General features: G+C 33.6%; 13 protein-coding genes. 12 read left to right on the top strand and 1 reads right to left on the bottom strand.

Features of this window, described 5'->3' with window-relative positions; translation table 11 throughout:
* The first annotated feature begins 255 nt into the window (after positions 1-255).
* The 11 genes from gltX to H3T56_RS05925 all read left to right on the top strand — a co-directional run bounded on the left by gltX (position 256) and on the right by H3T56_RS05925 (position 11037).
* Positions 256-1686, top strand: a complete 1431-nt coding sequence (gltX, locus tag H3T56_RS05875; protein ID WP_198192253.1) for a glutamate--tRNA ligase — start codon at positions 256-258, stop codon at positions 1684-1686.
* Between the two features lie 58 nt (positions 1687-1744).
* Positions 1745-3349, top strand: coding sequence for a YdbH domain-containing protein (locus H3T56_RS05880; RefSeq protein ID WP_198192254.1), 1605 nt, complete (start codon positions 1745-1747; stop codon positions 3347-3349).
* Positions 3350-3367: 18 nt separating this feature from the next.
* Positions 3368-3553, top strand: coding sequence for a YnbE family lipoprotein (locus H3T56_RS05885; protein ID WP_198192255.1), 186 nt, complete (start codon positions 3368-3370; stop codon positions 3551-3553).
* A gap of 141 nt (positions 3554-3694) precedes the next feature.
* On the top strand, positions 3695-4039 hold the full coding sequence (locus H3T56_RS05890) for a YdbL family protein (RefSeq protein ID WP_198192256.1): 345 nt from the start codon (positions 3695-3697) through the stop codon (positions 4037-4039).
* 164 nt (positions 4040-4203) lie between these two features.
* Positions 4204-5877, top strand: a complete 1674-nt coding sequence (asnB, locus tag H3T56_RS05895) for an asparagine synthase B (RefSeq protein ID WP_198192257.1) — start codon at positions 4204-4206, stop codon at positions 5875-5877.
* A 338-nt stretch (positions 5878-6215) separates the two neighbouring features.
* Positions 6216-7196, top strand: coding sequence for a D-isomer specific 2-hydroxyacid dehydrogenase family protein (locus tag H3T56_RS05900; RefSeq protein WP_198192258.1), 981 nt, complete (start codon positions 6216-6218; stop codon positions 7194-7196).
* 61 nt (positions 7197-7257) lie between these two features.
* On the top strand, positions 7258-8082 hold the full coding sequence (locus tag H3T56_RS05905; RefSeq protein WP_065577972.1) for a PTS sugar transporter subunit IIC: 825 nt from the start codon (positions 7258-7260) through the stop codon (positions 8080-8082).
* Between the two features lie 43 nt (positions 8083-8125).
* On the top strand, positions 8126-8986 hold the full coding sequence (locus H3T56_RS05910; RefSeq protein WP_065577935.1) for a PTS system mannose/fructose/sorbose family transporter subunit IID: 861 nt from the start codon (positions 8126-8128) through the stop codon (positions 8984-8986).
* Positions 8987-9024: 38 nt separating this feature from the next.
* Positions 9025-9522: a PTS sugar transporter subunit IIB gene (locus H3T56_RS05915; protein ID WP_065577934.1), complete on the top strand. Its 498-nt coding sequence runs from the start codon at positions 9025-9027 to the stop codon at positions 9520-9522.
* 15 nt (positions 9523-9537) lie between these two features.
* Positions 9538-9981 (top strand): PTS sugar transporter subunit IIA, encoded by a 444-nt coding sequence (locus tag H3T56_RS05920; RefSeq protein WP_065651396.1) that lies wholly within the window; start codon positions 9538-9540, stop codon positions 9979-9981.
* 120 nt (positions 9982-10101) lie between these two features.
* Positions 10102-11037, top strand: coding sequence for a hypothetical protein (locus H3T56_RS05925; RefSeq protein WP_198192259.1), 936 nt, complete (start codon positions 10102-10104; stop codon positions 11035-11037).
* A gap of 70 nt (positions 11038-11107) precedes the next feature.
* On the opposite strand, the gene satP is transcribed toward H3T56_RS05925, so the two are convergent.
* Positions 11108-11686: an acetate uptake transporter gene (gene satP / locus H3T56_RS05930; RefSeq protein WP_034903495.1), complete on the bottom strand. Its 579-nt coding sequence runs from the start codon at positions 11684-11686 to the stop codon at positions 11108-11110.
* Positions 11687-11913: 227 nt separating this feature from the next.
* Between satP and dnaK the strand changes: the two genes are divergently transcribed.
* A complete protein-coding gene (gene dnaK, locus H3T56_RS05935) occupies positions 11914-13833 on the top strand; it encodes a molecular chaperone DnaK (protein WP_198192260.1) in 1920 nt (639 codons plus the stop codon).
* Positions 13834-13907 lie beyond the last annotated feature (74 nt).

Genomic DNA, 13907 nt, shown 5'->3' on the forward strand with positions numbered 1-13907 from the left:
ACTTATACGTTATAGTTTGATTTTTATACTAAAATATATAGTTAATTATTCAATACTTTTATAAAATAGTTGTTAATTTTATGCTATTAGCGATGGCTTGCCGAAACCTTTTGGCATGTTAGAATAATCAATTAAATTGAATTTATTACAAAATGTTAGTACTTTTCTCATTTATGAGAAGAGTTTAAATAAAGAAGAGCGCGAGCAACGAATTGACGTTTGAGTGTTCTTTTTTGTTATTAATAGGATTATTTCATGAAAATTAAAACCCGTTTTGCACCGAGCCCAACCGGTTACTTACATGTGGGTGGTGCCCGTACAGCACTTTATTCTTGGCTATATACTCGCCATGCACAAGGCGCTTTCGTATTACGTATTGAAGATACCGATCTTGAGCGTTCAACGCCAGAAGCGATTGAAGCGATTATGGAAGGAATGAATTGGTTGAAATTATCATGGGATGAAGGCCCATATTTTCAAACTAAACGCTTTGATCGTTACAATCAAGTGATTGATGAAATGTTAGCTAATGGTACGGCTTATCGTTGTTATTGTTCAAAAGAGCGCCTAGAAAAATTGCGTGAAGAGCAAATGGCTAAAGGCGAAAAAGCGCGTTATGATGGTCATTGCCGTTGTGATGACGTACAAAAACAGCATAATCATGACGAACCTCATGTTGTTCGCTTTGCTAATCCTACTGATGGAGTAGTTGTCTTCAACGATTTAATTCGAGGACCAATTGAGATTGCCAATAAAGAGCTTGATGATCTTATAATTCGTCGTACTGATGGATCTCCAACTTATAATTTTTGTGTCGTGGTAGACGATTGGGATATGGAAATTACTCATGTTATTCGTGGTGAAGATCATATTAATAATACCCCTCGACAAATTAATATACTTAAAGCGCTTGGTGCACCATTACCTGAATATGGTCACGTATCGATGATTTTAGGTGATGATGGGCAAAAATTATCTAAACGTCATGGTGCGGTAAGTGTTATGCAATATCGTGATGATGGTTATTTGCCTGAAGCTCTATTAAATTATCTAGTTAGGCTTGGTTGGTCTCATGGTGATCAAGAGATATTCTCGGTGCCAGAAATGGTGAGTTACTTTTCTTTAGATGCAGTCAGTAAGTCGGCAAGTGCATTTAATACTGAAAAATTACTTTGGTTAAATCATCATTATATTAACCATTTAGATGCTGATTATGTCGCGCAACATTTAGTTTGGCATATGAATCAACAAGGTTATGATTTAACTCAAGGCCCAGATTTGATTACTATCGTCAAATTATTTGGCGAACGTTGTAAAACATTGAAAGAAATGGCTGAATCAAGTTGCTATTGTTATCAAGATTTTGCTGAGTTTGATGCTGATGCGGCTAAAAAGCATTTGCGCCCTGTTGCCAAAGAGCCATTAGAAGTGGTTAAGGCTAAAATTGAAGCAATTTCTGATTTTGATTGGCAAATAGATAAAATTCATCATGCCATTGAAGCAACAGCAGCAGAGCTTGAGGTTGGTATGGGTAAAGTTGGTATGCCTCTTCGGGTTGCTGTAACCGGAATTGGTCAATCACCTTCAGTTGATGCTACTGTTTATGCGGTTGGAAAAAAACGCACCTTAGCCCGTATAGATAAAGCATTGGCTTATATTGCTAACAGAGAACAAACTCAAGCATAATCTCATTTAATCGCCGATAATAACTCGGCGATTCACTTTATCTTGTTGAGAGTTTATTATGGCTCGCTTAAAGAAACGTTATTGGATTCCGTCGTTTATACTGTTGATTATAATCATAGTAGGTTTATCTGGATGGCGTTATTGGTTAGCATTTAAGGATGAATATAATCTTTCGATAGACTGGCAAGGTATCAACATCAGCTGGGATGGTTTATCTTTTGCTGAACTAAATATTGTTCAGCCATCACAATTATCAGTAACGGCCAGCGATGTGAAAATATCATGGTCACAGCTAAGCGCTAAAAATATCGATATCTATTGGCAAAAAGCCGATTTAACCAATACACAAGCTGTAGTGAAGGTTGCTGATGATCAATTACAAAAACTTGATCAATCTACTTTTGAACCTTCATTGATCTCAACTATTATTGCCTGGTTACCAACAAATATTAACATTGAACATTTAACATTACACCAGCAAGATAGTGAGTTATTTAATCTGAAAGTTGCAGTAGTTAAAAATCAAAATACTTTGCAACTCAATTTAGCCAGTAACACTCAGGATATGGCAACGCTTGCTGCTGATATCTCATTTAATCAATTAAATTCATCAATTGAAATTGAAAATGGTGTTTTGACCACATCCTTATCGTATTTTGGTATTGAAAAAGGTAGTTTAACTTTACCATTCAGCGGTGTTTTAACCGATAAGCTATTTACTTTAAAGAGTACCGATAAAGCACAAGTTAATATTGAAAAAGCGAACTTCTCTGATGATTTAATTATTAAACCATTGATCGGAAAATTAACTCTTGATGCAGCATTGCCTATTCCATTTAAAGCTAATCAAGTTAGCGTCAAATCAACATTAACAATTAATAAATTTGACGGTATATATAAAGCTAGCGAATTTAAATCCGCCTTGGGGGATATAAATCTTTTATTTAACAATAATCAATTTACTGTTACAACTTCAGCATTAACCATTCAACAAGTGAATATTGGTGTTATTTTTGAAAAAATAAAATTAGCTGGAAGTTATTCAGCATCTTTAGCTGCACCAAATAAAGGAGTTGTAAAATGGCAATTAGCACAAGCAGCTATTTTTTCTGGCTCTGTTTCTCTTGATAAAGGGCAATTGAATTTAGCAAAATTACCCCAAAAATTTACTTTAAGGTTAAAAAAGATACAGTTAAAAGATATTTTTACAAAATATCCCGCCGAAGGCTTAGCTGGAGAAGGGGCGATAGATGGTGTTTTACCGATTACTTTATTACCTTCTACTAAAAAAGGCACTGCTTTGACCGAAATTATTATCAAAAATGGTCAATTAGTAACGGTTAATGAGGGCTTTTTACGGTTTGAAAATTCAGCATTGCAAAATTATGCACAAGCCAATCCTAATATGAAAATTCTCACTGATATTATTAAAAATTTTCATTATACTAAATTGTCAGGTACGGTTAATTATGCTAATGAGATTGCTAAGTTAGGATTAAATATCCAAGGCAATAACCGAGATGTTGAGAATGGTAAAGCAGTAAATTTAAATATTAATCTTGAAGAAAATATTGCAAAATTGTTGATAAGTTTACAACTTTCCGATCAGATTAACGAACCCATACGAAAACGTATTGAAGCGTATTTGAAAAGGAAATCTTGATAGATAAGAGGCTATATTATGCTAAAAAATATGATTACTATTATCGTGTGTAGCGCAGTATTAATTAGCTGTACACCAACGGTCAAGGTACAAGCGCCAAATGAACCAATTAATATCAATTTGAATGTTAAGATTGATCATGAAATTAATATTAAAGTTGATAAAGCCTTAGATAACATTATCAATAAATCAGGTTTATACTAAATTAATATTATTATCGGTCGTTATTTACAAATAATGTCATGAATCTAAAAAATTACTCTTGCGCAACATAAGATGATTTTTTAATAAATTTTACACATATTTAATACAATTTAATATGATGTATTTAATAAGGGGGTTATTATGAATATCTATAAAAAAGCAACGATAGCATTATTATCAATAATATTAGCTTTACCAGTTTTTGCTTTAAATTTAGATCAGGCAATTAATGAATTAAGTCAAGCCAAAGCTAATGGGTTGGTTGGTGAACAAGCTGATGGTTACCTAGGCGTGGTCAAAAATGAAGGTAATGCTAGCGAAATTGCTCAATTAATTAATCAGGCTCGCAAACAGCAATATCAAAAAGTATCTGCAGAAACTAAAGTACCATTGTCTGACGTGCAGAGCCGAGCTGGTAGTAAAGCACAAGAAAAAACGCCAGCAGGCCAATATATAGAAAAACAAGGGCAGTGGTTAAAAAAATAATAGCAAACTTTATTACAACAATAGAAAAAGTATAATGATATTGTACTTTAATTGTTTACCAATAATGTGTATCCTGTTATTTTTGCGATTTACTTGCAGTGATAATTAAAATAAGTTTTATTTGTAAATAGTATCGCTTTGGCGATTTTAAATGGAGAAAATCAATGTGTTCGATTTTAGGTATTCTTGATATTAAATCAGATCCAGAACAACTACGAACAAAAGCATTAGAACTATCAAGTCTACAACGTCATCGTGGACCTGACTGGTCTGGTATTTTTGCTTCTGATAAAGCTATTTTAGCTCATGAACGTTTATCAATTGTAGATGTTAATACAGGATCTCAACCGCTTTATAATAAAGACAGAACCCTAGTTTTAGCGGTAAATGGCGAAATTTATAATCATCAAGAACTCCGAAATCAGTACAAAGATCGTTATGAATTTCAGACAGGATCTGACTGTGAAGTTATCCTAGCCTTATATCAAGAAAAAGGTATTAACTGTCTTGATGATTTACAAGGTATGTTTGCGTTTATTCTTTATGATATTAATAAAGGTACCTATTTTATTGGTCGTGATCATATCGGTATAATCCCAATGTATATGGGATATGATGAAAACGGCACATTTTATGTTGCCTCTGAAATGAAAGCATTGGTCCCAGTTTGTAAAACTATTGAGGCTTTCCCTCCTGGTTGTTATTTATCTAGCACTGAAGGTGAAATTAAAACCTACTACAAACGAGATTGGATGGAATATGATAATGTCAAAGATAATAAGACAGATATCAATGAACTTCGTATAGCATTAGAAGAGTCAGTAAAAAGCCATCTTATGTCTGATGTTCCTTATGGTGTTTTACTATCTGGTGGACTTGATTCTTCAGTTATCTCAGCGATTACTAAAAAGTTTTCTGCGCGTCGTGTAGAGGATCATGAAAAATCAGAAGCATGGTGGCCACAATTACACTCATTTGCGGTTGGTTTAAAAGGTGCACCTGATCTTAAAGCTGCTCAAGCCGTTGCTGATCATTTAGGTACTGTTCACCACGAAATTAACTTCACAATACAAGAAGGGATTGATGCAATTCGTGATGTAATTTACTACATTGAAACTTATGATGTAACAACGATTCGTGCCTCAACACCGATGTACTTAATGGCAAGAAAAATTAAAGCTATGGGTATTAAAATGGTTCTATCAGGTGAAGGTGCTGATGAAGTATTTGGTGGTTATCTCTATTTCCACAAAGCGCCAAATGCTAAAGAGTTCCATGAAGAAACTGTGCGTAAATTAGCGGCACTGCATATGTATGACTGTGCGCGTGCTAATAAAGCAATGGCTGCTTGGGGCGTTGAAGCTCGGGTACCATTCTTAGATAAAAAATTCTTAGATGTTGCTATGCGCATTAACCCACAAGATAAAATGTGTGGTAGTAACGGTAAAATGGAAAAACACATTGTTCGTGAAGCATTTGAATCTTATTTACCAGCATCAGTGGTTTGGCGTCAAAAAGAGCAATTTTCTGACGGTGTAGGTTATAGTTGGATCGATACCTTAAAAGAGATTGCCGAAAGCAAAATTACCGATCAACAGTTGGAAAATGCAAAATTCCGTTTCCCATACAATACTCCAGCTTCAAAAGAAGCTTATATGTATCGTGAAATTTTTGATGAATTATTCCCAGTTGAAAGTGCTGCACATTGCGTACCTGGTGGTCCAACAGTAGCTTGTTCAACAGCTAAAGCGATCGAATGGGATGAGTCATTTAAAAATCTAAATGATCCATCAGGCCGCGCAGCGGTTGGTGTACATAATGATGCTTATAAAAAGTAGTATTAACTAATTCAATCTGAAAAAGGGCATTATGCCCTTTTTTTATATCTAAATAATTTGTTAAAAATTTTCATATTTAGATTATGCGATTATGAAAATAATTAATATATTCAAACAATTATTCTCCAATTTTCCTTTTTTATTTATTCAGCTTGCTATCTAATAATTATAGAAAATAATTTTTTATTAAATATGTGATCTAAATTCACTTTTTTAAAAAGTTTATAAACTATACTAAATGTTACCAGTCACATTGTGGCTGAATGGAAATAAAATAATATTTATATTCCTATAAATAACTTTATATAAGTATATAAATCATGAATTAGGAGCATTGAGTGAAAAATTATAAAATCGCTATAATCAACTCAAGTAGTTTTGGAAAATATTTTCCTAATCATTTAGAAAGATTAGAAAAAATAGGTGAAGTAAAACATTTTACTTTTGAAAATAATATTCCAGGGAAGGAATTAGCTGATGCACTGCAAGATTTCAATATTGTTATTGCCAGTGTCAGACCTTTTTTTAACAAAGAATTTTTTGATAATAAAAAACAACCGCTACTATTACTTTCCCGTCATGGCATCGGATTTAATAATGTTGATGTTGTTGCTGCCAAAGAGCATGGCACAATAGTTACTATCGTACCTCCTTTGGTTGAACGTGATGCTGTTGCTGAAAATGCAGTGACTAATTTACTTGCATTAATTAGACAAACAGTTCAATCACAAGAAGCGGTTAAGTCAAATGAATGGAAGAAAAGAGCCTCTTTTTTAGGTATCAATGTTACGGGTAAAGTAATTGGTATTATTGGCTGTGGCAACATTGGTAGTCGCGTGGCAGAAATTTTCAAACATGGATTTAATGCTCGCCTATTGGTGGTTGACCCAAAAGTTAATGTCGATTGGGCTAACAAAAATAATATTGAAATTGTTGAGTTAGATTATTTACTGCAAAATGCAGATATCATCTCGTTAAATGCCTCATTAAATGAAACTAGTTATCATATTTTAAAAGCGCCGCAATTTTCTTTGATGAAAAAAGGCGTTTATATAACTAACACTGCTCGAGCCGAATTAATTGATGAAACTGCACTTTTAAATGCGCTCGATAATGGCACTGTAGCTGGTCACGCAACAGATGTCATGTATGTTGAACCTTCATACAGTGATCATCCTTTAGTTAAACATCCTAAAGTTCTTGTTACGCCGCATACTTCTGCTTATGCAATTGAATGTCTGCAAGGTATGGGGGAAAAATGTGTACAAGATGTAGAAAATTTTGTTAATAACTTAGAACTACAATCGGTGGTTTCTTAATCATTTAACTTAAACTAACTAATTAATTATAAAAATAGTAAGGAGTTTATATATGCAAGAAATGCATGTAACGTTTCTTCAAGCAGCTATTATATCAATATGGGTTGCAATGGTAATGTCTCGGGGTCTAGGTGGTGCTACTTTAACGTTGCGATTTACACCAATGATGACCGGTTTAATCGTTGGGATTGTGTTTAATGACATTCCTAATGCAATGATAACAACAGCAGCTATTCAGTTGATTTATATGGGTGTTTTTTCGCCTGGTGGGCAAATGCCATCAGAACCAGCTATAGCAACAGCAGTTGCTGTCACCGTCGCACTGTTGGGTAAAATGGAACCAAAAGCTGCTGTTGCTGTGGCAGTACCGGTAGGATTATTAGGATCTTACTTGTATCAATTAAGATTTTTCTTTAATACCATGATTATGAAATTAACAGAAAAATATGCCGAAGAAGCTAATAGTAAAGGATTAACCTTTTCTATCATCGTATTACCAATAATTTGTAGCTTTGCATTGTTCATACCGTTTATGTTTGTTGCGTTATATTTTGGGGCACCAATTATTGCTGATGTAATTAAATCTAATGCCGGAGGACTAGTTTTCCATATTCTTAATGTAATTGGTGACGGTCTTGCTGCTGTGGGTATTGCGTTAACCATTTATGTTATTGGTAAAAAAAGCTACATCATTTTCTTCTTACTTGCCTATTTTATGGCGGTTATTGCCAAACCACTAAATGTTACCATGGTAACTTACGCAATAGTTGGTGCAATAGTTGCGTTTATTTTTGTTCTTGCAAAAAATGAAGCAGTAAATTCTGCGGTAGATCAACCTAGAAATAATTCAAATAATAACAATCAAGTTGATGACGATGATTATTAATCATTAGTTATTTGATTAATAAATTAGAAAGAGGAATTTTATAATGACAGAAATAGTACAAGAAAGTATTGATCTAAAGCCAGAAACGATTACTAAAAAAGATATCACATTTGCATGGTTACGTTGGTATTATGCCAATGAAATTCCACACTCATTTGACCGTTATCTTGCGGCATCATTAATGTGGGGATTAATGCCAATTCTTAAAAAGTTATATAAATCAAAAAGTGAATTAGCTGCTGCTTATCAACGGCATTTGTTATTTTTTAATACTCAAATTACGTGGGGTGGTGGAACAATTTCAGGAATTATGGCTTCACTAGAAGCGGTGCGTGCTGATGAAGTTTATCAAAACAAACCGATTAGTATCGATAATGATGTGCTTTATAACACTAAAGCCGGTTTAATGGGAGCCTTGGCTGGTATCGGGGATGCGATTGACTCGGGTACTATACAATATATTTTTATTGCCATCGCATTACCTTGGGCGCAAGAAGGTTTAGCGATAGGTGCATTGTTCCCATTTGTTGCATTTGTTTTATATCAACTATTTGTTGGTTACTATTTTGCCCAATTAGGATTTAAATTAGGTAGAAATGCGGCAACAGAAGTCGTTGGAAATAAGATGCAGATGATCATAGAAGCCTTATCTATTTTAGGTCTATTTATGATGGGTATTTTAGCTGCTAGCTATATTAAAGTTTCTTCAAGTTTAAAATTTACCTTATCTGGTAAAGATTTCATTATACAAGATACACTGGATAAGATTTTACCTGGAGTATTACCGCTTGTTGTTGTAATGGGACTGTATTTTTATTTTTCTAAGAAAGGATTGAAAGTAACAAGAGCTTTAATTGGGCTAACTGTTATTCTTGGTGTTTTAGCCGCAATTGGTATTTTATAAAAATAATTAAATATAAATAATAATAGAGGTTTTAAATTATGGGAAAAGTTGTTTTAGCTCGGGTTGATAGTCGTCTTATTCATGGTCAAGTTGCAACAAATGTTTCAAAAGCGGCCGGAGCTAATGCCTTATTTGTTGCAGATGATTATTCGGCAAATGATGAATTCACCAAAAATATTATTCTTGGCGCAGGTGCCAGCACTGGTCATAAAATTAGAGTATTAAAAGAAGATGGTGCGGTTAGGTATTGGAACGATCGTCAATATGATGATTTTAACGTTATTTTAATTACTAAAAATATTGAAGTAATGTATAAAATTATTAAATCTGGCGTACCTGTAACTAATCTTAATATTGGCGGTTTACCACTGGTACCAGGGGCAACCTCAATCATTAAAGAAGTATCGATTAATAAAGAGCAACTCGATTTATTAATTGATTTACAAAATAGTTTTCCGAATATGGATATTTATTGCCAAGCAACGCCTTCATTAAAGAAAGTACCTTTAAGTGAAGTAATTAAAATGTTTGAATAATATAGGATTAATAATATGATCGGTGTTTTATTAGTTAGCCATGGAAGTATGGCGGCTGGAATAAAAGACAGTGTGAAAATGATTGTTGGAGAACAAAGCCAATTTGAATCATTATCACTTAATCCTGGACAAGATATAAATCAGTTAAAAACTGATTTATTCAATTGTTCAAAATCTTTAGATTCTGGCGATGGTGTTCTTATATTTGTCGACCTTTATGGCGCATCTCCATATAATGCTTCGATGCAATGCGTTCCACAATGGAATGAGCTTGGTATGAATGTTCGAGTCATTACTGGTATGAGTCTGCCTATGGTAATTAATGCAGTATGTAATAGAGATTCTGTGTCATTGAATGATCTTACTGCCGAATGTATCGAGGCTGGGCATGAAAATATTCAAGATGCCATTGCCAACATATCTCAATCAAACAACAATGAAAATGATGATGACTATTAATGTAATAACTAATTTAATGTTATTAAGTTAATTTTTATCTTAATCTATTTATAGTTAATATGATTTTAAAAATCATATTAACTATATTGTCTAACTTTATTTAAAAATAGTTTATTAATAATGGAAATATTGAAAGATCTGATTTTACGATATGGCATCATATTTGGTAAAAGGTTTAATCCAAAAGAGAAAATCTCTTTTTTAAGGGTAATATCTAAGGAATTAGCGCCATTAGGTTATCAAGTGGATGCGAAACTATCTAAATTAAAATTAGCAACTAGACGTTATCAAAATTATTATAATGCTTATATCGGCGATCTTAATAAAGCAGAGGTCGTTATTTGTACTAATTACGATACAGGCATCAATAATTTTAATTTGCAGAAAACGTATGCTTTTCAATCACAATTTAGTAAGCTGACTTACTTTATTAGTGTTGCCCCGTTTATATTTTTATTCATTGCATCATTAATATTAAATTACCTCGTTTTTTTACCTGATATCCGTATTAATGGCTTTTTTAGTGTTTCTGGCATTTCAGCTATAGTTTCAACAGTGCTATTGTTTTTCTTAATTGCCAAATTTAAAAGTGGCATTCCAAACACTAAAAATTTCATTTGTAATTCATCAAGTATTATTACTATTATTAATCTTATTAATAAGTTAGATAAAAAAGAAAAGAAAAAAATTGCTTTTGTTCTTTATGATGGCGGCAATAGTGGCCAATATGGTTTAAAAATGTTAGAAAGCTATGCTAAACAAATCAAAGATAAAAAATTTATTTTCTTGGATAGTATTGCCAATGGTGATGATTTAGTTTTTTTTAAACCACAAGGATCTGATCTAAATATAGCGGATGTTCATTTTCATGATGGGAGTATTGAAACTCAATTACCTAATTACATTATGATCACATCAGGTCATATAAATGAAGATAATAAAATTCTTATAAAAAATGCTCACTCGTCTAAAGATAATTATTTATCTGATGAAAGATTAGAAAAACATACACAATCGCTACGAGATGTATGCCGAGCATTGATGAATGAAAAATGATAATGGATTGTTGCGGAAAAGAACTTGATACCTACCGATAGAATTGGGTAAGTATCAAAATTGAGATGAACTAATGTGTAGCGCCTTTTGCTGCACCAATAGGTAGAATTGTACGACCAAATTGTTCATTTAGAACTTCAGCCATCGCAAGATAAATTGCACTCGCACCACAAATTATGCCTTCAAAACCAGCAATATGAATAATGTCATGGTTACCAGAAATATTACCAATTGCTAATAGAGCGAATAAAATGGTTAAGCTGGCAAAAACAAATTGTAATGCTCGATTAGCTTTTAATGTACCAATAAACATAAATGCGGTAAAAATACCCCACAGTGCTAGAAAAATCCCTAAAAAAGTTGCATCGGTAGGTGCAGTTGCTGGTGAAGTAGGTAAATACCAAATACCAACTAAAGCAATCCAAAAGAAACCGTATGAAGTAAACGCGGTTGTTCCGAAGGTATTTCCTTTACGGAATTCTAAAATTCCTGCGATTACTTGGGCTAATCCACCATAAAAAATACCCATAGAAACGATTGCCGTCATAACTGGAAAAAATCCTGCATTATGAATATTTAATAAAATTGTAGTCATACCAAAACCCATTAGTCCAAGTGGACCTGGATTTGCAAGTTTTATTTGTTCCATAAGGATCCTATAAATTAATCTTAGTAAAAAAGAGCGGCAATAATAAGTGTTGAAAAGCTGATAATCAAGATTTTGTAAAAAATAATTTTGTATCACCCCTTGATATTAATAATATTGTTCCCATTTATGTGAAAACAAAAACATTTCTTTATCTAAAATGGGACTTGAAAACGATGTTTTCAGTCTTATATATAAGAAATAAAATACAGGTTTGAGGAGAAAAGATTATGGGTAAAATTATTGGTATCGATTTAGGTACAACAAATTCATGTGTTGCAGTAATGGATAATGGTCAAGCAAAAGTATTAGAAAATGCCGAGGGTGATCGCACAACCCCTTCCATCATTGCTTACACTCAAGATGGTGAAATCTTAGTTGGTCAACCAGCTAAACGCCAAGCCGTAACCAATCCACAAAATACATTATTTGCAATTAAACGTTTAATCGGTCGTCGTTATGAAGATGCTGAAGTACAACGTGATGTTGGTATTATGCCATATAAAATTGTTAAAGCTGATAATGGTGATGCTTGGGTTGATGTTAAAGGTCAAAAAATTGCTCCACCACAAATTTCTGCTGAAGTATTAAAGAAAATGAAGAAAACTGCAGAAGATTATCTTGGTGAGCCTGTGACAGAAGCAGTTATTACTGTTCCTGCTTATTTTAATGATGCACAACGTCAAGCAACCAAAGATGCTGGTCGTATTGCTGGTTTAGATGTAAAACGTATTATCAACGAGCCAACCGCAGCAGCGTTAGCTTATGGTTTAGATAAAGATGTTGGTAACCGTACTATTGCTGTATATGACCTTGGTGGTGGTACTTTTGATATCTCAATTATCGAAATTGATGAAGTTGATGGTGAAAAAACATTTGAAGTATTAGCAACAAATGGTGATACTCACTTAGGTGGTGAAGACTTTGACTCACGTTTAATCAACTATTTAGTTGATGAATTCAAACGTGAACAAGGATTTGATCTTAAAAATGATCCATTAGCAATGCAACGTTTAAAAGAAGCTGCTGAAAAAGCGAAAATTGAATTATCATCAGCTCAACAAACTGATATTAACTTACCGTATATTACTGCTGATGCAAGTGGGCCAAAACACTTAAATATCAAAGTGACTCGCGCTAAACTTGAATCATTAGTTGAAGATTTAGTTAAACGTTCAATGGAACCTGTTAAAACAGCATTAAAAGATGCCGGTCTTAGTGTTTCTGATATTAAAGATGTCATTTTAGTTGGTGGTCAAACACGTATGCCAATGGTTCAAAAAGCTGTTGCAGATTTCTTTGGTAAAGAACCACGTAAAGACGTTAACCCTGATGAAGCAGTAGCTGTTGGTGCAGCAGTACAAGGTGGTGTATTAGGTGGTGATGTTAAAGATGTATTATTACTTGACGTAACACCATTATCATTAGGTATTGAAACAATGGGTGGTGTAATGACTACCTTAATTGAGAAAAACACGACTATCCCAACAAAACATAGTCAAGTATTCTCAACTGCTGAAGATAATCAATCAGCCGTAACTATCCATGTATTACAAGGTGAACGTAAACGTGCAAGTGACAATAAATCATTAGGTCAATTTAACCTTGATGGTATTCAAGCTGCACCACGTGGTATGCCACAAATCGAAGTAACCTTTGATATCGATGCTGATGGTATTTTGCATGTATCAGCAAAAGATAAAAATACTGGTCGTGAGCAAAACATTACCATTAAGGCTTCTTCAGGATTAAGCGAAGAAGAGATCCAAAAAATGGTAAATGATGCTGAAGCAAATGCTGATGCAGACCGTAAATTTGAAGAATTAGCTCAAATTCGTAACCAAGCTGATCATCTTGTTCACTCAACTCGTAAACAAGTGACTGAAGCTGGTGATCAATTATCAGCTGATGATAAAACAGCTATTGAAAGTGCTGTGAGTGATTTAGAAAATGCCGCTCGCGGTGAAGACAAAGCAGAGATCGAAGCTAAAATTAATGCATTAATGGAAGCTTCAAAAAAATTACTTGAGTTAGCTCAACAACAAGCTCAAGCAGATCAATCTGCAGGTCAAGAAAATAGCGGAAGTGCTGCAGGACAAGATGATGTTGTTGATGCAGACTTCAAAGAAGTTGATGATGAAAAAAAATAAGCATTAACTGATATGTTTTTTAATGAGTTATTGCAACGAGTTTTAAACATGTAAAACATTAAACGGGCGCGAGG

The organism is Gilliamella sp. W8123 (genome assembly GCF_016101085.1).
Taxonomy (GTDB): Bacteria; Pseudomonadota; Gammaproteobacteria; order Enterobacterales; family Orbaceae; genus Gilliamella; species Gilliamella apis.

What these genes read in the sequence shown, in the direction of transcription:
- gltX (WP_198192253.1), top strand. Translation starts at nt 256, where the DNA reads ATGAAAATTAAAACCCGTTTTGCACCGAGCCCAACCGGTTACTTACAT.
- H3T56_RS05880 (WP_198192254.1), top strand. Translation starts at nt 1,745, where the DNA reads ATGGCTCGCTTAAAGAAACGTTATTGGATTCCGTCGTTTATACTGTTG.
- H3T56_RS05885 (WP_198192255.1), top strand. Translation starts at nt 3,368, where the DNA reads ATGCTAAAAAATATGATTACTATTATCGTGTGTAGCGCAGTATTAATT.
- H3T56_RS05890 (WP_198192256.1), top strand. Translation starts at nt 3,695, where the DNA reads ATGAATATCTATAAAAAAGCAACGATAGCATTATTATCAATAATATTA.
- asnB (WP_198192257.1), top strand. Translation starts at nt 4,204, where the DNA reads ATGTGTTCGATTTTAGGTATTCTTGATATTAAATCAGATCCAGAACAA.
- H3T56_RS05905 (WP_065577972.1), top strand. Translation starts at nt 7,258, where the DNA reads ATGCATGTAACGTTTCTTCAAGCAGCTATTATATCAATATGGGTTGCA.
- H3T56_RS05910 (WP_065577935.1), top strand. Translation starts at nt 8,126, where the DNA reads ATGACAGAAATAGTACAAGAAAGTATTGATCTAAAGCCAGAAACGATT.
- H3T56_RS05915 (WP_065577934.1), top strand. Translation starts at nt 9,025, where the DNA reads ATGGGAAAAGTTGTTTTAGCTCGGGTTGATAGTCGTCTTATTCATGGT.
- H3T56_RS05920 (WP_065651396.1), top strand. Translation starts at nt 9,538, where the DNA reads ATGATCGGTGTTTTATTAGTTAGCCATGGAAGTATGGCGGCTGGAATA.
- H3T56_RS05925 (WP_198192259.1), top strand. Translation starts at nt 10,102, where the DNA reads ATGGAAATATTGAAAGATCTGATTTTACGATATGGCATCATATTTGGT.
- satP (WP_034903495.1), bottom strand. Translation starts at nt 11,686, where the DNA reads ATGGAACAAATAAAACTTGCAAATCCAGGTCCACTTGGACTAATGGGT.
- dnaK (WP_198192260.1), top strand. Translation starts at nt 11,914, where the DNA reads ATGGGTAAAATTATTGGTATCGATTTAGGTACAACAAATTCATGTGTT.